General features: G+C 46.2%; 15 protein-coding genes. 7 read left to right on the top strand and 8 right to left on the bottom strand.

The genetic code is table 11. From position 1 onward, the window contains the following. Window positions 1–25: 25 nt before the first annotated feature. The 5 genes from OL444_RS28680 to OL444_RS28660 form a co-directional block, all read right to left on the bottom strand. On the bottom strand, window positions 26–1,918 hold the full coding sequence (locus tag OL444_RS28680; protein ID WP_264727627.1) for a CocE/NonD family hydrolase: 1,893 nt from the start codon (window positions 1,916–1,918) through the stop codon (window positions 26–28). A 72-nt stretch (window positions 1,919–1,990) separates the two neighbouring features. Beyond that, window positions 1,991–2,341, bottom strand: coding sequence for an MmcQ/YjbR family DNA-binding protein (locus OL444_RS28675; RefSeq protein ID WP_264727629.1), 351 nt, complete (start codon window positions 2,339–2,341; stop codon window positions 1,991–1,993). A 45-nt stretch (window positions 2,342–2,386) separates the two neighbouring features. Continuing rightward, on the bottom strand, window positions 2,387–3,274 hold the full coding sequence (locus OL444_RS28670) for a hypothetical protein (protein ID WP_264727631.1): 888 nt from the start codon (window positions 3,272–3,274) through the stop codon (window positions 2,387–2,389). Window positions 3,275–3,437: 163 nt separating this feature from the next. Continuing rightward, window positions 3,438–4,340: a hypothetical protein gene (locus tag OL444_RS28665; protein ID WP_264727633.1), complete on the bottom strand. Its 903-nt coding sequence runs from the start codon at window positions 4,338–4,340 to the stop codon at window positions 3,438–3,440. A 222-nt stretch (window positions 4,341–4,562) separates the two neighbouring features. Next, entirely contained in the window at window positions 4,563–5,075 is a 513-nt protein-coding gene (locus OL444_RS28660; RefSeq protein ID WP_264727635.1) for a hypothetical protein, read from the bottom strand. Window positions 5,076–5,387: 312 nt separating this feature from the next. Here OL444_RS28660 and OL444_RS28655 point away from each other — a divergent pair, with 312 nt between their 5' ends. Continuing rightward, a complete protein-coding gene (locus OL444_RS28655; RefSeq protein ID WP_264727638.1) occupies window positions 5,388–6,641 on the top strand; it encodes an alkaline phosphatase family protein in 1,254 nt (417 codons plus the stop codon). Between the two features lie 139 nt (window positions 6,642–6,780). Here OL444_RS28655 and gcvP read toward each other — a convergent pair whose 3' ends face one another. Further along, window positions 6,781–9,642 carry an aminomethyl-transferring glycine dehydrogenase gene (gene gcvP, locus OL444_RS28650; RefSeq protein WP_264727640.1) on the bottom strand — a complete coding sequence of 954 codons (2,862 nt, stop codon included), beginning with the start codon at window positions 9,640–9,642 and terminating at the stop codon, window positions 6,781–6,783. Window positions 9,643–9,805: 163 nt separating this feature from the next. Here gcvP and OL444_RS28645 point away from each other — a divergent pair, with 163 nt between their 5' ends. Next, a complete protein-coding gene (locus OL444_RS28645) occupies window positions 9,806–10,300 on the top strand; it encodes a YkgJ family cysteine cluster protein (RefSeq protein ID WP_264727642.1) in 495 nt (164 codons plus the stop codon). Window positions 10,301–10,359: 59 nt separating this feature from the next. On the opposite strand, the gene OL444_RS28640 is transcribed toward OL444_RS28645, so the two are convergent. Then, a complete protein-coding gene (locus tag OL444_RS28640; protein WP_264727644.1) occupies window positions 10,360–11,616 on the bottom strand; it encodes an MFS transporter in 1,257 nt (418 codons plus the stop codon). A gap of 121 nt (window positions 11,617–11,737) precedes the next feature. Here OL444_RS28640 and OL444_RS28635 point away from each other — a divergent pair, with 121 nt between their 5' ends. Together OL444_RS28635 and OL444_RS28630 are read left to right on the top strand one after the other, a co-directional pair. Next, window positions 11,738–12,979 carry a PQQ-dependent sugar dehydrogenase gene (locus OL444_RS28635; protein ID WP_264727647.1) on the top strand — a complete coding sequence of 414 codons (1,242 nt, stop codon included), beginning with the start codon at window positions 11,738–11,740 and terminating at the stop codon, window positions 12,977–12,979. Between the two features lie 197 nt (window positions 12,980–13,176). Continuing rightward, window positions 13,177–15,297 (top strand): carboxy terminal-processing peptidase, encoded by a 2,121-nt coding sequence (locus OL444_RS28630; protein WP_264727649.1) that lies wholly within the window; start codon window positions 13,177–13,179, stop codon window positions 15,295–15,297. 714 nt (window positions 15,298–16,011) lie between these two features. On the opposite strand, the gene OL444_RS28625 is transcribed toward OL444_RS28630, so the two are convergent. After that, the gene (locus OL444_RS28625) at window positions 16,012–17,619 is read right to left on the bottom strand and encodes a S41 family peptidase (RefSeq protein WP_264727651.1); all 1,608 of its coding nucleotides are present in this window, start codon (window positions 17,617–17,619) and stop codon (window positions 16,012–16,014) included. A gap of 216 nt (window positions 17,620–17,835) precedes the next feature. Here OL444_RS28625 and OL444_RS28620 point away from each other — a divergent pair, with 216 nt between their 5' ends. The 3 genes from OL444_RS28620 to OL444_RS28610 are packed head-to-tail and all read left to right on the top strand — an operon-like array spanning window position 17,836 to window position 20,121. Further along, a complete protein-coding gene (locus OL444_RS28620; protein WP_264727652.1) occupies window positions 17,836–18,684 on the top strand; it encodes a BadF/BadG/BcrA/BcrD ATPase family protein in 849 nt (282 codons plus the stop codon). A 23-nt stretch (window positions 18,685–18,707) separates the two neighbouring features. Then, complete coding sequence (murQ, locus tag OL444_RS28615) at window positions 18,708–19,526, top strand: N-acetylmuramic acid 6-phosphate etherase (protein WP_264727654.1); 819 nt, start codon at window positions 18,708–18,710, stop codon at window positions 19,524–19,526. Window positions 19,527–19,557: 31 nt separating this feature from the next. After that, the gene (locus OL444_RS28610; protein WP_264727656.1) at window positions 19,558–20,121 is read left to right on the top strand and encodes a hypothetical protein; all 564 of its coding nucleotides are present in this window, start codon (window positions 19,558–19,560) and stop codon (window positions 20,119–20,121) included. Window positions 20,122–20,266 lie beyond the last annotated feature (145 nt).

The following is a 20,266-nucleotide window of genomic DNA, read 5'->3' as shown; positions in this document are numbered from 1 at the left end:
GACCGTTTTTTATAACAAATCAGGTTTATGGAACGATCGGCAGCGTTACCAGTGAAGGGTGCTGTGCATCGTGGTAAATACGGATGGTGGCTTTTTTAAAGTCGCTTTCCGTGGCTTTGTAAATATCTGTGAACTGCTGCGGATTCCGGTCTGCCAGCGGGAACCAGCTGCTTTGTATCTGTACCATGATGCGGTGCCCTTTCTTAAAAGTATGGGCTACATCCGGCAGGGTAAACTTCACGGCAGTAGGTTCGTTGGGTACAAATGGGGCCGGGTTTTCGAAACTGTTGCGGAATTTACCCCGCATAATTTCGCCACGTACCAGCATCTGGTAACCACCCATCGGATAAGTAGAAGACGGAATACGGCGGTGTTCAGCCGGTGCATCTTCTTCATATTTAAAATCTTCCGGGAATACATCAATCAGTTTTACCACAAAGTCGGCATCGGTGCTGCTGATACCGGCAATCAGATCTGCTACCAGCGGACCTGCCAGGGTGATGTCTTTATCCAGTACAGTCGTTTCAAAGGTAACCACATCCGGGCGACGTGCAGCAAAACGCTGATCATCGGTCATGTAGCTGATGGTGCGGCTGAAGTGTACATCTTCTGTATACGGAACCGGTTTGGCCGGATCACTTACATATTCGCTGAAACTGTTGGTAGCAGCAGGTTTGGAGAAGGATAACTTTCCATCCGGTTGCAGGTAAACAGGGGTAGTTTGTATTTCAGCAGGAGGCCATTTAGGCAGGCGTCTCCACTGGTTTTCACCGGTGAAGAACACGGTAGCTTCTGCAATATCCGGTGTCTGTCCTTTACCTTTCAGGTAATAATTGAAAAACGGTACTTCAATGTTGTTGGCATAGTACTCGGAAGTATTGCTGTCAAAGCGTACTTTACCCAGGTGTGTACCATCGTTGGAAGCCCACTGGCCATGATACCACGGACCTACCACAACACGGTTGTTGGCGCCCGGGTTTTTCTCTTCAATTGCTTTGTAGGTATTCCAGGCACCGAAGCAATCTTCAGCATCAAATAAGCCACCTACTACCAGCATGGCGGGTTTAATATTGGTCAGGTGATTACGCACGTTGCGTGCCTGCCACCAGCTGTCGTAATTCGGATGGTCGTACATTTCCTGCCAGAAGGGAACGCTGTCGCCTACCAGTTTGGCAAAGTTTTTCAGCGGACCTGTTTCCAGAAAGAATTTGTAGTTATCTTTTGTGTAGTAATCGAATCCTTTCGGGCCTGTTTTGGTAGGCTGCGGGTGAGGATGGTCAAATACGGTGTAGAAAGAGAACGCATCTGATAACATGAAAGCACCGTTGTGGTGGAAGTCATCTCCGATGAACCAGTCGGCAATAGGCGCCTGCGGGCTTACGGCTTTTAATGCCGGATGGCCGCTTAGGGCACTCATGCTGGAATAGAAGCCGGGGTAGGAAATACCGAAGACACCCACGTTGCCATTGTTGCCCTGCAGGTTTTTCACCAGCCAGTCAATGGTATCATAGGTATCGCTGGCTTCATCAATCTCTTTTTTGCCTTTTTTAGCGGCATTAAAAGGACGGATATTCACATATTTACCCTCACTCATCCAGGTGCCTCTTACATCCTGTATCACCATGATATAGCCTTCTTTCAGGTATTTTTTATAGTGATTGTTGTAAAAAGGGCGGAAGGCATCTTCTCCGTAGGGAGCGCAGGAATACGGTGTGCGGGACATCAGGATGGGATGTTTTTCTGATTGATCTTTGGGAAGATAAACAGAAGTAAACAGTTTTACGCCATCACGCATCGGAATATATAATTCTTTTTTGGTGTAGTTTTCCCGCATCCAGAGGGAATCCTGGTTAACAGCCCGGGATGTGGCGGGAATTGCAAACAGCGCGGCGCAGGCCAGCAGCAGCCATTTTCTCATAAAACAGTTAATTTTTGACTCCGGCTAAAGTAGGAAAAAAAACGGGGAATGGCCGTGGTAAATGGTGAATGGTTATTGGCCCAGTTTCTCTCTTTCTTTTTTAGGTAAGCTGGCAACTACCAGGTCATAGGAATCTTTGATCCATTCCAGCAGGAGTTTGTTAGGAATATTAGTATGGGTTTCTACGGTATTCCAGTGTTTTTTGTTCATGTGATAACCGGGAGTCACACCTTCATAACGTTCCCGCAACTCAATGGCGGTTTCCGGATCACATTTCAGGTTGATACTTTCAAAATTGACCAGATCAGTCAGGGCAAATAACTTTCCTGACACCTTATATACCAGGGTATTTTCTCCAAAAGGAAATTCTTCGGTAACACCGGGAAGAGAGAGGCAATACTCCTGGAATTGTGTCAGGTTCATGTGGAAATAATTATACGGCAAATGTAAAGCAGACCGGTTAATATTTTACCGGGCTTTGATAATTTTATAGCGATAAAGAATTTTTTTATTGATGCCGCTATACCACTGCTCCTGCATATAGTTGCTGCCGGGATAGAATATACCGGTTACTTGTATGGCTACGGAAGGCGAGGCGGTTTGTGAAGAGGTAAGCTGTATGGCGGTAGCGAGGTATTCACTGCCAAAATAAGGATAGCCGGCTTTGGCCCACTCCGCCAGTAACAGGGGATTCCGGGATGTTATCGGATAGAGGGCGTTGGGGAGCTCCCCGTAGGTGATGGTAAAAATATCCTGCTGCAGGTTGCTGGTCTGATCGGGGAAGAGATAATGATCCATAAAAGTATAGCCGGTCAGGTTATTGTTGTGGTAATCAAATTCTTCATAAGCCAGTTGTTTTCCTACGAAGGTGTAATGCCAGCTCTTGCTGCCGATAAGTCCCAGCCGCCCTTCCTCATTGCGGTACCAGTTTTTGGTGGTATCATAACCGGAAATGGCTTCTCCCTCTTCCCGGTAAAAGGTCGTGTAGGTGATAAACCGTTTGGGCTCCCATCCCAGGGAATCAATGGAAGTCAGGTAGGACCTGTGATTAGGGTCCGTATAGTAATTGTAGGCAGCCCTCAACCTGCCGTCTGTTTCGTAGATATACAACACATAGCTGCTCCATTCTTTATAATAGTTATCATAGATCCACCGTTTTTGCAGCCGGTGCCGGTTGTCATAGATCAGCGAATCCCGGGGAATACCGTTAATCGTAATGCTGCTGACGAGGTAAAGATCTTTCGGTGGTTCCGGCGGGGCAGGTGGAAGATAGTCGTCTTTTTTAGCACAGGCAGTAAGCAGCAGAAAACAAAAGAGGATAGGATACAAGCTGCGGAGATGATCGTGGGGGGGCATAAGAGGTGATTTGTTATAGAACGTGGAAAGATCGAATTCCGCATGTCAAAAAAGAGATTTATCGGCGGGGAAGGAATAAAAATCCAGGTTATTTATCTTGTACTGGGGCGGGGGCAGGTAAAGAGAGGTACCGTCGCAGGCACGTACCTGCGACGGTAAATCATTATTTAGCTTTGATATAGGTATACCAGATAGTATACTTTGATTTGCTGGGCAACACGGTTAATTCCTGTTTTTCCAGGATGGTGGTATTAAGCGCATACTGATTAACAACAGTAGTACCCTGGTTGGTTTCACTTACAGGTGTTACAATTTCTTTGGTCACATTATGTTCACTGGGAAGCATAATGCCGGTTGAATAATACGTCTGTGTGAAAAACAACGGGTTTTGTAAGAATATCCGGTGAAACGGATTGATGTTGTTATCGTATTCGTAGGCCAGGCTGGTTTCACCAGGTGCTTCGTGATTGTCAGTCCAAAAATAGCGGGAGGTAATTTTGGCGACATCCTTGCCTTGCAGCTGATAGTTTACTTCGTGCATGTATTTGGCCGTTGGGTGATCCCTGGTCAGTACCTTCGGGGCAATACCCACGATCACGCCATTGTTGCTGAGCAGGTAGGTGGTTGTATCCTTGCTGTATTTTTCTCCCCGGAGCGGGAAGGTAGAATAGATGATCAGTTTACCGGGTGCCCAACCTACAGAGTCAGCCTGTTGGAGTACTAGCTTACCGTTGTCGTTATAACGATATTCTCTTTCCCAGCTTACTTTTCCGGCATTATCATACACATAGACATGGCGTCTGGAAAAATTGGCGGAGGTTTCATTCTCGTAGGTATAGAAATCTGTCAGCTGATTTTTGTCGTTGTAGACAAGGCTGTCATAGCTGTCCATCCGGGTGCCGTCAAAATTCCGGAGGGTACGCAGCAGATATTCTCCCGTTACAGGTACGACCGGATCAATAATAGGTTCATGGGTCGTATCTTCTTTTTTACTGCAGGCAACAGTGGCCAGTAATAAGGCGGCAATGGCGCCTTGCAGCAGGTGTCTTTTTTTGAAGTGTAGCATTTGGTTGTAGTTAATCGTATTTAATAATAAGAAGGTATAGGCTAACTTGTCTTGCAACGAATAGGATAGGCCATAAAAAGAATAGTGCTTTGTGTGAACAAAGCACTATTCTTTTTATGAATGTCAGGCCAGTGCCTGATAAGCGTCTACTGTCTCAGAAAGGTATAGCGTATAAACATTCACGTTAGAGAACTAATATATGTTTTTACGAACAGACAAGTCTTATTTTTTATTTATACTGATGATCACCCTGGAGTACCGGGCATATACAATTTCTACTTCCTGACCGGCGCGATAACCTTCCAGTACCCCACGCATCCAGTAGAACAATTTCTTTTTCCGGTTATCCAGCATAATGGAGATGTTGGTCTGCGTATCATTGTTTTCTACATACACAGCTTCCATCGGAGCCTGCAGGGTGGCTTTCTGTAAGGCTACCAGGTCTTTCTTCAAAGCCCAGTAACGGATATCGGTAACTTTTATCAATGCAAATATCAATGCTATAATGAAGGATATAATCCATACCCAAAACCAGATATTCTTGAAGGAGAGGAGAGATTCGTCCGCATTCCCCTGCTCATTATGTGTGTATAGGTAAATTTGTGGTATTACAGCAGCTACCAGCATCAGGCAAAGACCAATCAGCCCGAATTTGGTAAGTTGTTTTTTGTTCTTTTGTAACGCTTCCTGTAATAGAAAATTTTCCTCAGTAGTAATAAAGGTATAATCGGACATAATAAAGATGGTTTTTCAGTTGGCTAATATATGTATATATTATTAATTAAGTAAAATAATATATGTATTTTTTTACTTAATAATTGTCGTTTTGCCCGTTTCTATTGATTTTGGTTAGATAAATGATAAAATATTATCATTTATTTTTGATGTCTATATACTTTGAGAAATAATACCGGATACTTATTAACGTATAGCGGAGGCAGGCTATTATCCCGAATTGAAAATACTTTTCTAATTTGCAGCCCGTTATAACCCATCATCTGTTATGCTTCCCCAGCTACCATCTTTGTAAATCATAAAATAATAATAGTGAAACAGTTTTTCTTATTCATCGCAGCTCTGGTATTGATCAGCAGCAACAACTTTGCACAGGACACAGCCCAGCAGGTTACCGCCGGCCGCACCAACAGTGCTACCCGGCAAACCAGGCCCTATGTTATCATGATTTCCATAGATGGTTTCCGGTATGATTATGCAGAGAAATATAACGCTGCCCATCTGTTGCAGCTATCCGGACAAGGTGTAAGGGCCACCGCTATGCAACCTTCTTTTCCTACGCTCACCTTTCCCAATCACTATTCCATCGCTACCGGCATGTATCCGGCTCATCACGGGCTGGTAGATAATAGCTTCTATGACCGCAAAAGAGACGCTATCTATAAAGTAGGCAACCGCGATGCAGTAGAAGATGGTACCTGGTACAACGGCATCCCGCTGTGGGTATTGGCCGAAAAGCAGCAAATGCTCAGCGCCAGCTATTTCTGGGTAGGATCTGAAAGTGCCATTCAACAGGTAAGACCTACCTACTATTATAAATACCAGGAAAAAACAGGGATCAACCAACGCATTCAACAGGTGGTCAACTGGTTAAGCCTGCCGGAAGAACAACGGCCACACCTCATCACTTTCTATTTCCCGGAAGTAGATCATATGGGACACGGCTATGGTCCGGATACCGATAGCGTACGGCAGGCCGTGCAGTTTGTAGATGCCAGCATCGGCAAAATGGTGGAAGCAGTCAATAAACTGAACCTGCCGGTAAACTTTATCGTAGTATCCGATCACGGTATGGCGCGCGTAGATACGGAAAAGGTAATCACCCTGCCGGAAGCGCCTGAATGGAAGTCATTGAAGGTCGTACCCGGCAATGAAAAAATAATGCTCTACGGCAGCAGTGAAGCCGAAATTAAAACCGCTTTCGACTACCTGAAACAACACGAAAATCATTATACCACTTACCTGAAAAAAGAAACACCACTCAGATGGCACTACGGACAGGAAGATATTTATAACCGCATTGGTGATATTATCCTGCTGGCAGAACCGAACTACGCTTTTGGTATGCCCGGTAAAAAAATGCATCCGGGACACCATGGTTTTGATAATAACCTGAGCGACATGCAGGCTGTTTTCATGGCCTGGGGGCCTGCGTTTAAACCGCATACCCGTATTGCTACTTTCGAAAACGTACATGTGTATCCGTTAGTCGCAAAAATACTGGGCCTGGATATTACCCAACCCATAGATGGCAAGCTGGAAGTACTGGAACCGGTACTACAATAAATCTACATGATCATAAAACAATACGCCCCGCCCGTTACTACAGTAGTGGGCGGGGCGTATTGTTTTATAGGAAATCAGTATGGTAAAAAAGAAACGCCTGGTATGCAATATACCAGGCGTTTCTTATAAAATAATAGTACTAGGCTTCTACCGCTTCCTCATAAGCACTTACCGGTTCGCAGGTGCAAATCAGGTTTCTGTCGCCATGGGTGTTGTTCACACGGCTGATAGAAGGCCAGAATTTATTGGCTTTTACATATTCCAGCGGGAATGCTGCCTGTTGACGACCGTAAGGACGGTTCCATTCATCAGCAGTAATCACAGCCTGGGTATGCGGTGCATGTTTTAATACGTTGTTCTGTTTGTCGGCACGGCCTTCTTCTACTGCACGAATTTCTTCGCGGATAGACAGTAAAGCATCGCAGAAACGATCCAGTTCACCTTTATCTTCACTTTCAGTAGGCTCAATCATAATTGTGCCTGGAACCGGGAAGCTCAGGGTAGGAGCGTGGAAGCCATAGTCCATCAGACGTTTTGCTACGTCTTCTGCTTCAATACCGGCAGTGGATTTGAACGGACGCAGATCCACGATGAATTCGTGGGCGCAGGTACCATTCACACCATTGTACAGGATATCGTATGCTTTCTCCAGTCTGGTCTTCATGTAGTTGGCGTTCAGGATCGCATAGCGGGAAGCCTGTTTAACACCATCTGCACCCAGCATACGGATATACGCGTAGGAAATCAGCAGAATGCTGGCAGAACCAAATGGTGCAGCAGATACTGCACTGGATAATTCGCCGTTATTCAGGAAAACGTGACCTGGCAGGAAGGGAGCCAGGTGTTTGGCTACGCAGATAGGGCCCATGCCGGGACCACCACCACCATGCGGAATCGCAAAGGTTTTGTGGAGGTTCAGATGGCATACATCCGCTCCGATCAGACCTGGAGCAGTTAAACCTACCTGGGCATTCATGTTGGCGCCGTCCATATATACCTGTCCGCCATTTTCATGGATGATGGCACATATTTCCTTCACGCTTTCTTCGTATACACCGTAAGTAGAAGGATAAGTGATCATGATACCGGCCAGGTCTTTGGCGTGTGCCGCAGCTTTGGCTTTCAGGTCAGTTACATCGATGTAGCCATTTTCCAGGGCTTTTACCACTACTACCTTAAATCCGGCCATTACCGCAGATGCCGGGTTGGTACCGTGTGCACTGATCGGAATCAGCATCACGTTACGATGACCTTCGCCTCTGCTTTCATGGAATTTGCGGATAACCAGCAAACCAGCATATTCACCTTGCGCACCGCTGTTAGGTTGCAGGCTGCAAGCGTCAAAGCCGGTAATTTTGCTGAGGTATTCACCCAGTTCGTCTGCAATCTGTAAGTAACCACCTACCTGATCTTTAGGGGCAAAAGGATGCATTTTGCTCCAGTGTGCCCAGCTTAAAGGAATCATTTCAGTAGCAGCATTCAGCTTCATGGTGCAGGAACCCAGGGAAATCATAGAAGTGTTCAGCGACAGATCTTTGTTTTCCAGTCTTTTCAGGTAACGCATCATCAAAGACTCGCTATGGTAGCTATTGAATACCGGATGGGTAAGGTAAGCAGAAGTACGTTGCAGGGAAGCAGGGATGTTGATCGCTGTGTTGCTGACAGCAGCAGCATCCACCTGACCAGCGCCAAACAATTGCAGGATATCATTCAGGTCTGCAATGGTAGTGGTTTCATCCAGAGAGATACTGGTATTGCCATTGAAGTAACGGAAGTTAATACCCGCCGCTTCAGCAGCATCTTTTATAGTTGTTCCGGTTACAACGATCGTATCGAAGAAATGATCGTTCACCAGCGTCAATCCTTTCGCCTGGAGTTGTTTAGCCAGGGTATGCGTGAGCAGGGTAACTCGGGTAGCAATTTCCTGCAGGCCTTTAGGACCATGGTATACAGCATACATCGCAGCCATATTGGCCAGTAATGCCTGTGCTGTACAGATATTGGAAGTCGCTTTTTCGCGTTTGATATGCTGTTCACGGGTTTGTAACGCCATACGCAGGGCACGTTGACCCTGAGCATCGATACTCACGCCAATGATACGGCCGGGAATAGAGCGCTTGAAATCATCTTTCACTGCAAAGAAGGCGGCGTGCGGGCCACCAAAGCCCAAAGGCACACCAAAACGCTGTGCGGAACCAAAGGCTGCATCCGCGCCTAATTCGCCCGGAGTAGTCAGCAAGGTCAGTGCCAGCAGATCAGTTGCCACACCTACGTAAGCATTCACGGCATGTACGCTGTCGATGAAAGCACGGTAATCTGCAGCAGCACCCAGGTTATCCGGATACTGAATCAACGCACCGAAATACAGTTCATCCAGCTGTGCTGTTTTGTAGTCACCTACTACTACTTCAATTTGCAGTGGAGTAGCACGGGTGTAGATAACATCCAGTGTTTGCGGATATACGTTGATGTCTACAAAAAACTTAGGCCTGGTTACATGATCATGGTCTTTGTTCAGTGCATTGAAGAACATGGTCATTGCTTCTGCAGCTGCAGTGGCTTCATCCAGCAGGGAAGCATTGGCAATGGGCAAACCGGTCAGGTCAGCTACCATGGTTTGATAGTTCAGCAAACTTTCCAAACGGCCCTGTGAGATTTCTGCCTGGTAAGGAGTATACTGGGTATACCATCCCGGGTTTTCAAACACATTGCGCAGAATAACACTGGGAGTAATGGTATCGAAGTACCCCTGCCCAATGTAATTGCGGAAAACTTTGTTTTTCAGAGATACATCCTTCAGTTGGCGCAGATAATCACTTTCGCTGATGGCTGCAGGAATAGCCAGTGGCTGCTGCATGCGGATAGTACCCGGAACTGTTTTGTTAATCAGCTCGTCCAGATCGGAAACACCTATGGTTTCAAGCATCTGGTTTTTCTCAGCTTCATTCGGCCCTATGTGACGGTGCACGAATTCATTTTGTTGAATATCAAAAAGATTCATGATGTAAGCAGGTAGTTTGAAATAGAATGCGCAAAGCTATGCAGATTTTAAGCAATCGCCAAAATGTACGCATGGGCGGAGAAAAACAGTGATAAACGAGCTTTCCGGCAACCCCTTAAATGTCATGGTTTTGTCCATCAGCTAATTACCTATCTTTGCAGTAATGAGTAAAATATTAGAAGATTGGGAACAAAAGGCCCAGGATAAACAGAAGGCCAACAAACAGTTTTTACAGAAGCTGCAAACCCGCCGCGGTAAAGGCGTGGAGAAACTGTTACCTGAGCTGCATGACGAAGCTTTCAGCAAAATAGATTGCCTGGAATGTGGCAATTGCTGCAAGAGCATCAGCCCCCGTTTTAAAGGCCCGGATGTGAAACGCATCGCCAAATACCTGGGCATGAAAGAAGGCAATTTTGTAGATACCTATCTGCGCCTCGACAATGATGGTGATTATGTGGTGAAGTTCTCTCCCTGCCCGTTTCTCGGCGCCGATAACTACTGCGGTATCTATGATGTTCGCCCCGGCGACTGCGAAAACTATCCTTATACCGATAGCTACGATTTTTTCAAACGTCCCAATATTACTTTTGCCAACAGTACCATCTGCCCGGCCGTTTATTATGTGCTGGAAAGACTGAAAGATAAAATGGGGATATAAAAAATGCGTCTTTACAATTTTTTTTAAAAACTGTAAAGACGCACCCTCCCTGCTTTTTATCAGGGCTTCAGATCCAGCTTACGCATAGCCGGAGAAATAATATAAGTGGTAATCACCACACCCAACGTTACACAACCACCAAATACCACCGAAGGTACCAGCCCGATTGCCCGCGCCATAAATCCGCTTTCAAAAGCACCCAGCTCATTGGAAGATCCCACAAACATAGAGCTGACAGAAGATACACGGCCCCGCATATCATCCGGCGTTTTCAACTGCAGAATGGTTTGCCGGATAATGACACTGACGCCGTCCAGCGCGCCGCTAACCAGCAATATGGCCATAGACAGGATAAAGCTGGTGGAAAGTCCGAATACGATGATACACAGTCCGAAGCCGAAAACCGCTGCCAGGAGCTTAATCCCCGGTTTATGCACCAGTGGTTTATGCGCCAGGATGAACATGGTAATCAGGGCGCCGATAGCTGGTGCGGAACGCAACAGGCCATATCCCATAGAATCCACATGCAGGATATCAGTGGCAAATGCCGGTAACATGGCCACTGCACCACCAAACAACACCGCAAACATATCCAGTGCCATAGCACCCAATACTACTTTGGTCTGCCATACAAAACGCATCCCTTTGGTCAGCCCGTCGAGGAAGCTTTCTCCCTGCGACTTGTAATGTATAGGTTTGGCTTTGATGTGGATTAAACTGTATAAAGGCGCGAGAAATACCGCTACTACCAGCAGCATAGACCAATGCACCCCGAACCAGTGGATACAAAGCCCACCCAGTGCCGGCCCCAGTACACCACCGATCTGCCACGCAGAAGTGCTCCAGGTAGCGGCGTTGGCATACAACTGCCGGGGTACCAGTAATGACAACAGCGAGAAATTAGCCGGACTGGTAAAAGCCCGTACAATACCGCCCAGGAATACCAGCGAGTAGATAAGATTAAGCACAAGCTTGGTGGAGAGGCCTGCTACGGCGCGGTCCCAGGTAAGCAGAAACAAACCGGTACTGATCAGGATATAGGCGATCACACACAGCAACAACATGCCGCGCTTTTCGCGCTTATCTACCAGATGACCGGCAAATGGCGCCAGTAATACAGCCGGGATAACCTCTGCCAATCCAATCAGTCCCAGGGAAAAAGGGTCCTTCGATATTTCATACACTTTCCACTCGATAATAGCGAATTGCATAGCCAGGGCAAATACAAGCGCAAAGCGGATAACCAGATAATAATTGAATTCCGGGAAACGTAACGAAGCGTAAGGGTCGTTTTTAGAAGATGCCGAATTGTCCAACCTGATGAAATTTTTTACGAAGGTAATAAAAAGGAAAAACCGGGAAGCCGGAAAACAGGAACCCAGGGTTATTAGCTTTCCATTTTTAAACCTATTTTTATTAGGTAAAATGCTGCACGATATGAAAACACATGGTTTGCTACGCCTGGCCCTATTGCCGGTTATGTTTGTTCAGATAGCCTGCGCCGGTGATCCCGGAAAAAAAGAGGAAAAAAAAGAAAGTACCTCCGCTGCCTCCAATAAGGTAAAACTGCAATTGGTGACAGACAAATTCATTTCTCCCGTTAACATGGCCGTACCCGGCGACGGGTCCAACCGGTTGTTCTTCTGTCAGAAAGAAGGACAGGTGTGGATCGTACAGCAAGGGAAACAGCTTACGCAACCCTTCCTGGATGTAAGCAGCGACATGGTAAAAGTAAACGCCGCCTACGATGAAAGAGGGCTGCTGGGAATGGCCTTCCATCCTGATTTTAAGCGCAACCGCAAATTTTATGTGTATTACAGCGCACCGGTGGCCAACCCTGTCAAGAATGTATTGAACCACAAAAGCCGGTTGGTGGAATTCACGGCATCTGCCGGTAATCCCAATATAGCCGATCCGGCTTCCAAACGTATACTCCTGGAGATCGACCAGCCCGAATCCAATCACAATGGCGGCCAGCTGGCCTTTGGAAAAGATGGCTATCTCTATGTGGCACTGGGAGACGGTGGTGGCGCCGGCGACAAACATGGCGCTGCCGGTAACGGACAAAACCTCGGTACACTACTAGGAAAGATTATACGTATTGATGTTAATGGCACCCCCTATAAAGTGCCTGCCGATAACCCGTTCGTGAAAACAGCCGGAGCAAAGCCTGAAATATGGGCTTATGGCCTCCGCAACCCCTGGCGCTTCTCTTTTGACCGCGTTACCCACCAGCTGTTTACCGGCGATGTAGGACAGGATATTTATGAGGAAATAGACATCATCACCAAAGGCGGTAATTATGGCTGGCGGATTATGGAAGGTTACCACGATTTCAAGGTGCCTGCCGGTACCGATAAAAGTAAATTGATTGCACCCATCCACGAATATGACCACAATTTGGGGATCAGTATAACCGGTGGTTACGTATACCGTGGAAAAGCTATCCCTGCGCTCACCGGGCAGTATGTATTCGGCGACTACAACGGGAAAGCCTTTGTACTGGCGCCTAAAGGCAATAAATGGGAACGGTCGGACCTCGTATTTTCCAACCGCCCGGCCGATAACCTGCAGATCCTCAGCTGGGGAGAGGATGAACAGGGAGAGCTGTATATGCTCACCAGCGCCTCCACCAGTGCCGGCTTTAAAGGCGCCGTTTACAAGCTGGTGAAAGACTGATACGCTGCATCCTTCCGGTTCCTTGCGGGTAGCCAGCAGCACGGAACCGGTACCTTCTGGCCCGGTGGTAGCAGCCGTATATCTGCTGCGGATTCCGTTTGGCCCAATTTTTTGTTAAAAGGAAATAAATTCCGTCAGCGGCGGATGATTTTATTTTATATTTGATTTGACAACAGTTAAGTTCAATTGAGATACATATGAGACTGAAAGTGATTATACCGGTTGTGCTCCTCAGCATCTCCGCAGGCGTGCTGGCTTTTAATAAAATGGGACATAACGACGAACCCCCGGGTCGTTATGAGGTGATCATGAACCTGGTTGGCCAGATGCTGAAAGAAGGGCATTATCAACCGAAGGAAATTGACGACAAATTTTCGAAAGAAGTTTTTAATAAGTACTTACGCAGCCTGGATACCGAGAAGAAATTCTTCCTCAAAACAGACGTCCAGAAATTAATGCCTTTGTCTACACACATTGACGACGAACTGAAAGGGGCTCCCCTCGATTGTTTCCGTAATATCAATGCGCTGATCAAACAAAGAGTAGCAGAAGCGGCAGCTATTTATCCGGAAATTCTTTCCAAACCGTTCGATTTCACCGCAGAAGAAAAAGTAACATTGGATCCGGAAAAACTGGATTATCCGGTGGATGAAAATGCACGGAAAGAATCCTGGAGAAAAGTATTGAAATATCGTACCCTGGAAAAACTGACAGACCTGCAGGATATCCGGGAAAAAGATAAAAGCAAGGACAGTGTAAAAGTGAAAACCGATGCAGAACTGGAAGTGGAAGCCCGTACAAAAGTAAAACAACTGTACGACCGCTACTTTGAACGCCTTAAAAACAGACAGAATGATAACGATCGTTTCAACCTGTATGTAAATGCGATCACCACTACTATGGACCCGCATACCGACTACTTCCCACCAGATGAAAAAAGAGCATTTGAAGAACAGATGGCCGGTAAGTTTTTTGGTATCGGTGCACAGCTGAAAGAAGAAGGAGATCGTATTAAAGTAGTTAGCATCGTTACTGGTAGTCCAAGCTGGAAACAGGGACAACTGAAAGCAAATGATGTCATCCAGAAAGTAGCCCAGGGCGATAAAGAACCAGTAGACATTACCGGTTATCCGGTAGAAGATGCGGTAAAACTGATCCGCGGTAAAAAAGGTTCTCCGGTGAAACTCACTGTGAAAAGCGTGGATGGTACTACCAAAGATATTACCATCATCCGCGATGAAATCGTAACAGAAGAAACCTTTGCAAAATCTGCCATCATCAATGGTCAACATAAAATTGGCTATATCTACCTGCCTGAGTTCTATGCCGACTTCAACGACCGCAACGGCGCCCGCAGCGCGGAAGACGTAGCCCGCGAAGTAGCTAAACTAAAAGCAGAAAAAGTAGAAGGTATCATCCTCGACCTGCGCTTTAATGGCGGTGGTTCCCTGCAGGATGTAGTGCAGATGGCCGGCCTGTTTATTCCGGAAGGTCCGGTGGTACAGGTACGTTCCAGAGGCGGCGACGCCGTAGTACTGCGCGACCGCGATAAAAATGTACAATACGATGGTCCGCTGGCGATCATGGTTAATGAATACAGTGCTTCTGCATCTGAGATCCTGGCCGCTGCCATGCAGGATTATAAACGTGCCGTGGTTATCGGTAGCACGCAAACATTCGGTAAAGGCACCGTACAGCGCCTCTTCAACCTGGATGATTTTTATCCGGTAAAAGACGGTGGCAGCCTCGGCGCCCTGAAACTCACCCAGCAGAAATTCTATCGTGCCAACGGTGGTTCTACTCAGCTGAAAGGTGTAGCATCTGATATCGTATTACCAGATCCTTACTACGAAGTAGCAGAACGTAAAGACAGTGATGCACTGGTATGGGATGAAATTCCACGGGCGGCATTTACCCCCTGGTATAATCCGGTAAATACAGAGTCACTGAAAAAGAACAGCGAAAAAAGAATGGCGGGCAGTCCTGCTTTCAAACTGCTGAACGAAAATCTGACTACCTTAAAGAAACTGGAGAAACAGGAAACTTATTCCCTGAATCTGCAGACGTATAAAGCAGAACAGAAAACCAATACAGCTGCACTGAAAAAGTACGATGCTGTGAATGATAAAGTAAAAGAACTCAGCATTGTCAATATTAAAGCTGATATGGACAAACTGGGTAACGACTCTACTAAAATCGCCCGCAACAAAGACTGGCTGAAAATCAGAACCAAAGACATTTACCTCGATGAAGCGGTGAATGTGATGAATGATCTGATTGTACAGTCCTTACCTAAAATGCAGCGGAAAGCGCAGTAACAGGCGTTAAAGTATACGTATTACGCATGGTGAAGAAGATAATTATCTTTTCCACCATGCGTAATTTTTTTTAGGTAGATGAGCACCTGTTTTTTTATCACGAACAACGTCCGGAAATTATAGGGAGTATCGTTTTTTTTATAATTTTGTGTTGCCATTTTTAGGCCCAGTCGCCAGTAGTTGACGAATCCCAGGGGAGGTAGTTGACCGGAGTAATTTTACCACGCACCCGTAGGGGGATGACATGGCGATGTTCAGATAGTGACTTTAATAGCTTGTTAATAGCGTCATGGGTTGAAACCGAACTTCCCAGAAATTCGGAATGAGAGGCCTAAACTACAAGCAATGGCAAAGAAAAAACTAAGCATTAGTTTAATCTTTGGAGGTTGGATAAAATTCAAACTCTGCTGGATTAAGAGAAAGAAATAAGTTTTTAGGCCCGCCCTGGGCGGGCCACTTTTTTGAGATCGTTTCCCCACCAACTTCCCTGTTGGTATCCTACACCCAGCTAATAATTTCCCAAACTATTTATGCATTCATACTGTCAGTAATAGTGATAGTTGAGATTTCATGCAGATGTACCGTCAAAAAAGAGAACAGGTTATCCGGATAAGGGATAGGCAAAAAAAATACGCATGGCAGATAAGATAAAAGCGAATCGGCTTCGCGTACATCTTATCCGCCATGCGTAAGCGTGATATCAGTATATTCTTATTAATCTTTCTCCTGTTCTACTACTTCCACCGCTTTCTTCACCATAGGATCGGTAGCATTGATGGTTTCATAGAAGCCTTCTGTCCTGTACAGCTGGCGGGCCAGCATTGCTTTGATCCTTGTTCTGATTTCCTGTTCATCATGTGCGTTCAGGCGATCCAGACCAGGGATGCTGTCTGTTTTTGCATAGGCCTTGAATTCATTCAGTAACTCATTGCTGGTCTGGAATTGTTTCACGAAATCGGAGGCATCTTTATATTGTTTGAAAGCCTCGCGGTGAGTAGTATAATAGCGATAGGCAAAATTGCTGAAGCTATTACGTGTATAGATAGCCGTGAGTGCCGGTGTGAAACGGCTGGTATCAAAAGGAATGAAGAGGTCTGGTGTGATACCACCGCCGCCATATACGCGCCGGCCTTTGCTGGTTTTATATGGAATGGTATCGGTAATCCGGATACTGTCTTTATTCAGCATTTCACCGTGATGGTAACGCTCTACGATGTCGTCTTCATAATTGGCGCGTCCTTTATCATAAGGTTTCTGGATGCTTCTGCCGGAAGGAATATAATAACGGGCTACGGTCAGGCGGAGGGCGCCACCGTTGTCGAGGTCATATTGTTCCTGTACCAGTCCTTTTCCAAAAGTACGACGACCGATAACGGTACCACGATCCCAGTCCTGGATAGCGCCAGCCAGAATTTCGCTGGCAGAGGCAGAGCCTTCATCGGTCAGTACTGCCAGGGCGCCTCTTTCAAAAAGGCCCGGCCGTTTGGTTTTATAGTCAGCACGCGGATAGTCCTTGCCTTTGGTATACAGGATGAGTTTATTGTCTTCCAGCAGTTCATCGGCAATACGGGTAGCTGCGTCCATGTAACCGCCCGGGTTCTGCCGGAGGTCAATAACCAGTTTCTTCATGCCTTGTTTATCCAGTGTGCGGATCGCCTTCATAAATTCATCGTAGGTAGTAGCGGAGAATTTGCTGATTTTGATATAGCCGACACCGGGAGCCGCCATGTAGCTGGCATCGATGCTGTACAAAGGAATCACATCTCTCTTGATAGGGATTTTGATCGCTTTTTGCTGCCGGAGCATAGTGGTGTTCACCACAGAGCCGGCTGGCCCGCGCAGCAGCTTGCGGATTTTTTCAGGGGTAATACCGTTACCGGCTACCACGCTGTCATTCACTTTAAGGATTTTGTCGCCACTTTGTACGCCGGCCGCTTCGGAGGGGCCGCCGCTCAATACGCTGATCACATTTACGGTATCTGCCACAATATTGAATTCTACCCCGATTCCTTCAAAATTGCCATCCATATCTTCATTCACCTGTTGCAGCTGCGCTGGTGGAATATAAATGGAGTGAGGATCGAGATGGGCGAGGAGGCCTTCGATGGCTTCCTGTTGTAAATCATCGGTATTGAGTGAATCTACATACTTCGCTTTGATGAGGTCCATTACTTCCTGTAAGGCACCCCGGCTGGGCTTCGTGAAAAATACAGTAGCGCCACCGGTATTAGACCCCGGCATTTTATGTCCCAGGAACATACCCAGGGCTAACACAACTGCAAATAGAAGAGGTAAAAAAACATTCAGCTTCCTGTTAGACATAATTTGATTATTATCCCGCTAATTTATATGACCAATCTGTAACCATGTAATATAAGCAGCCGGCGGAAGGAAATCTGCCATCCTGCGTCCATCATCATAGCTTAAACAAAAGGGTGGCTATTTGTTTATATGAAACCGTTTTGTTTAAATTGTGACAAAAATAGCATAAATCGGGTGCAAACATTTACGATTCTTTAATTTCATATATTACAGGACATGGCTGAAAGAATAAAGCTGATCGCTGATAGTGGATCTACCAAAACAGACTGGGGCCTGCTGGGTACAGGAACGTCCCCGATTTTCAGGACGCAGGGGGTAAGTCCCTATTTTCAATCTGCGGAGCAGATAAAAGCGATCCTGGTGGAAGAATTGTTGCCGCAATTGCCGGCCGATATTTCTGTAGAAGCCGTTTATTTTTATGGTACAGGCCTGGCCCAGCAAAAAAATACGGAGCTGGTAACGGCAGCCATCAAAAACGTATGGCCGGCTGCGGAAATAGAAGTACAGCACGATCTGATGGGGGCGGCACGGGCGCTTTGTGGCCGTCAGGAAGGAATCGCCAGCATCCTGGGTACCGGTTCCAATTCCTGTTATTATGACGGTACCAACATCATAAAAAACAATCCCGGCCTGGGTTATGTGCTGGGAGATGAGGGCAGTGGCGCTTATCTGGGGAAAAAAGTATTGCAATATTATCTCTATAATACATTTGATGACGACTTACGGAGCCGTTTCGAATATAAATACCCTACCAATAAAGACGAAATCCTCGAAAACGTATACCGGAAGCCGTTAGCCAACCGCTATCTGGCCGGATTTGCTACCTTCCTGTCGGAAAACAGGCAGCACTTCCTGATCGAGAACATCCTGGAAGACGGATTGAACGATTTCTTCTTCAGCCATATATATAAATACCGGGAAAGCTGGACAACCGCGTTGCACTTTACCGGCGGGATCGCCTGGCATTTCCAGGATATCCTGAAAGAACTATGCGAACTCTATGAACTGCCGATGGGTAAGGTACTACGTACGCCTATGGACGGTTTGCTGGAATATCATCGTTAATCATTTTCAATCAGAACAAGAATATGTCATTTGTAAAAGTAACGGAACAGACTTCTCATTACCGGCACCTGGAAAAAATGAGTGTACAGGAGCTGCTGACAAATATTAATAAAGAAGATCAGTCGGTTCCGTTGGCCGTGGAAAAAGCGATTCCGCAGATTGAAAAACTGGTGGCTGCCATTGCCGACAAAATGCTGGCGGGTGGTCGTTTATTTTATATGGGTGCTGGCACCAGCGGCCGGCTGGGCATCGTTGATGCTTCAGAGTGCCCGCCTACCTTTGGGGTGCCACATGGATTGGTGATCGGCATCATTGCCGGCGGCGATGCGGCCATTCGTAAGGCAGTTGAGTTTGCTGAAGATGACCGGGAGCAGGGCTGGAAAGACTTACAGGAATTTAATATTACAGATAAAGATGTGGTGGTAGGTATTGCTGCCAGCGGTACGACGCCTTATGTGATCGGAGCCCTGGATGCCTGCCGCAGTAAAGGAATTGTTACCGGCAGCATCAGTTGCAATCCGGATACACCGGTATCGGCAGCAGCCGACTTCCCCGTAGAGGTGGTGGTCGGACCTGAGTTTGTGACAGGGAGCACCCGCATGAAAAGCGGTACGGCGCAAAAGCTGGTACTGAATATGGTGTCTACGGCAGTCATGATACAACTGGGCCGGGTAGAAGATAATAAAATGGTGAACATGCAGCTGAGTAATGAAAAACTGGTAGACAGGGGCGTGAAAATGCTCATGGAAAAACTTTCCCTGACAGATTATGAACTGGCACAGCGCCTCCTGTTGAAAGCAGGCAGCGTGAAAAAAGCAGTAGATGATTTTGTGAAAGCATGATTTAACCCGAAATTTGCATAGATAACCAGATATGCATAACATAGAGCCATATTACAACTGGCGGCACCTCTACACCGCTGAAGAAGACGAACTTTCGCCGTTTTACGGGCGCGAGTACAGTGAATTTGAATATTCCAATACGGTATATAACTATTATGTACATCCGCAGTGGGATGAATTTGGTTCCCGTAACCTATACCTGAAAATCCTGTTTGTCGATTATCAGTTTAGTTTTGCCATTATAGAATTTCTCGGGGAATGGAATGATGCCATTGATAATGATATCATGACCCTGAAACGTAATATTATAGATGTACTGATTGCGGATGGTATTGTCAAATTTATCCTTATTACGGAAAATGTGATGAATTTCCATTCTTCGGATGATTGTTATTATGAAGAATGGTGGGACGATATTAAAGATGAAGGGGGCTGGATTGTCAGTCTGAATATGCCTGTGCAGACCCGTCAGGAGTTCGAGAAATCAAGATTACATTACTACATCCACCTGCTGGATGATGAACATTGGCGAACATATCAGCCATTACATTTGTATAATAAGATAGATAATATCATGTTGAACCGACTCGAATAGAAAACTTTTCCCGGTTAGGAAAAAGAAAAATTGCATGCGTGAAGCTTTGATTTTCATGTACCATTGGTCATGCATAGGGGAGGGTATAGTGCTAAAACATGAGAAATATCATTTGGTTTTAATTTTTCCTGCGTTAAATTTGCCC

Source organism: Chitinophaga nivalis (assembly GCF_025989125.1).
GTDB classification, from domain to species: domain Bacteria; phylum Bacteroidota; class Bacteroidia; order Chitinophagales; family Chitinophagaceae; genus Chitinophaga; species Chitinophaga nivalis.
Note: the sequence above shows the minus strand (reverse complement) of the source record. Positions and strands in the feature narration are given on the sequence as shown.

Bases quoted from the DNA above. Each gene is read 5' to 3' on its own strand.
- gcvP (WP_264727640.1), bottom strand. From the start codon at position 9,642: ATGAATCTTTTTGATATTCAACAAAATGAATTCGTGCACCGTCACATA.
- OL444_RS28675 (WP_264727629.1), bottom strand. From the start codon at position 2,341: ATGAACCTGACACAATTCCAGGAGTATTGCCTCTCTCTTCCCGGTGTT.
- OL444_RS28665 (WP_264727633.1), bottom strand. From the start codon at position 4,340: ATGCTACACTTCAAAAAAAGACACCTGCTGCAAGGCGCCATTGCCGCC.
- OL444_RS28660 (WP_264727635.1), bottom strand. From the start codon at position 5,075: ATGTCCGATTATACCTTTATTACTACTGAGGAAAATTTTCTATTACAG.
- OL444_RS28645 (WP_264727642.1), top strand. From the start codon at position 9,806: ATGAGTAAAATATTAGAAGATTGGGAACAAAAGGCCCAGGATAAACAG.
- OL444_RS28630 (WP_264727649.1), top strand. From the start codon at position 13,177: ATGAGACTGAAAGTGATTATACCGGTTGTGCTCCTCAGCATCTCCGCA.
- OL444_RS28680 (WP_264727627.1), bottom strand. From the start codon at position 1,918: ATGAGAAAATGGCTGCTGCTGGCCTGCGCCGCGCTGTTTGCAATTCCC.
- OL444_RS28620 (WP_264727652.1), top strand. From the start codon at position 17,836: ATGGCTGAAAGAATAAAGCTGATCGCTGATAGTGGATCTACCAAAACA.
- OL444_RS28625 (WP_264727651.1), bottom strand. From the start codon at position 17,619: ATGTCTAACAGGAAGCTGAATGTTTTTTTACCTCTTCTATTTGCAGTT.
- OL444_RS28670 (WP_264727631.1), bottom strand. From the start codon at position 3,274: ATGCCCCCCCACGATCATCTCCGCAGCTTGTATCCTATCCTCTTTTGT.
- OL444_RS28610 (WP_264727656.1), top strand. From the start codon at position 19,558: ATGCATAACATAGAGCCATATTACAACTGGCGGCACCTCTACACCGCT.
- murQ (WP_264727654.1), top strand. From the start codon at position 18,708: ATGTCATTTGTAAAAGTAACGGAACAGACTTCTCATTACCGGCACCTG.
- OL444_RS28635 (WP_264727647.1), top strand. From the start codon at position 11,738: ATGAAAACACATGGTTTGCTACGCCTGGCCCTATTGCCGGTTATGTTT.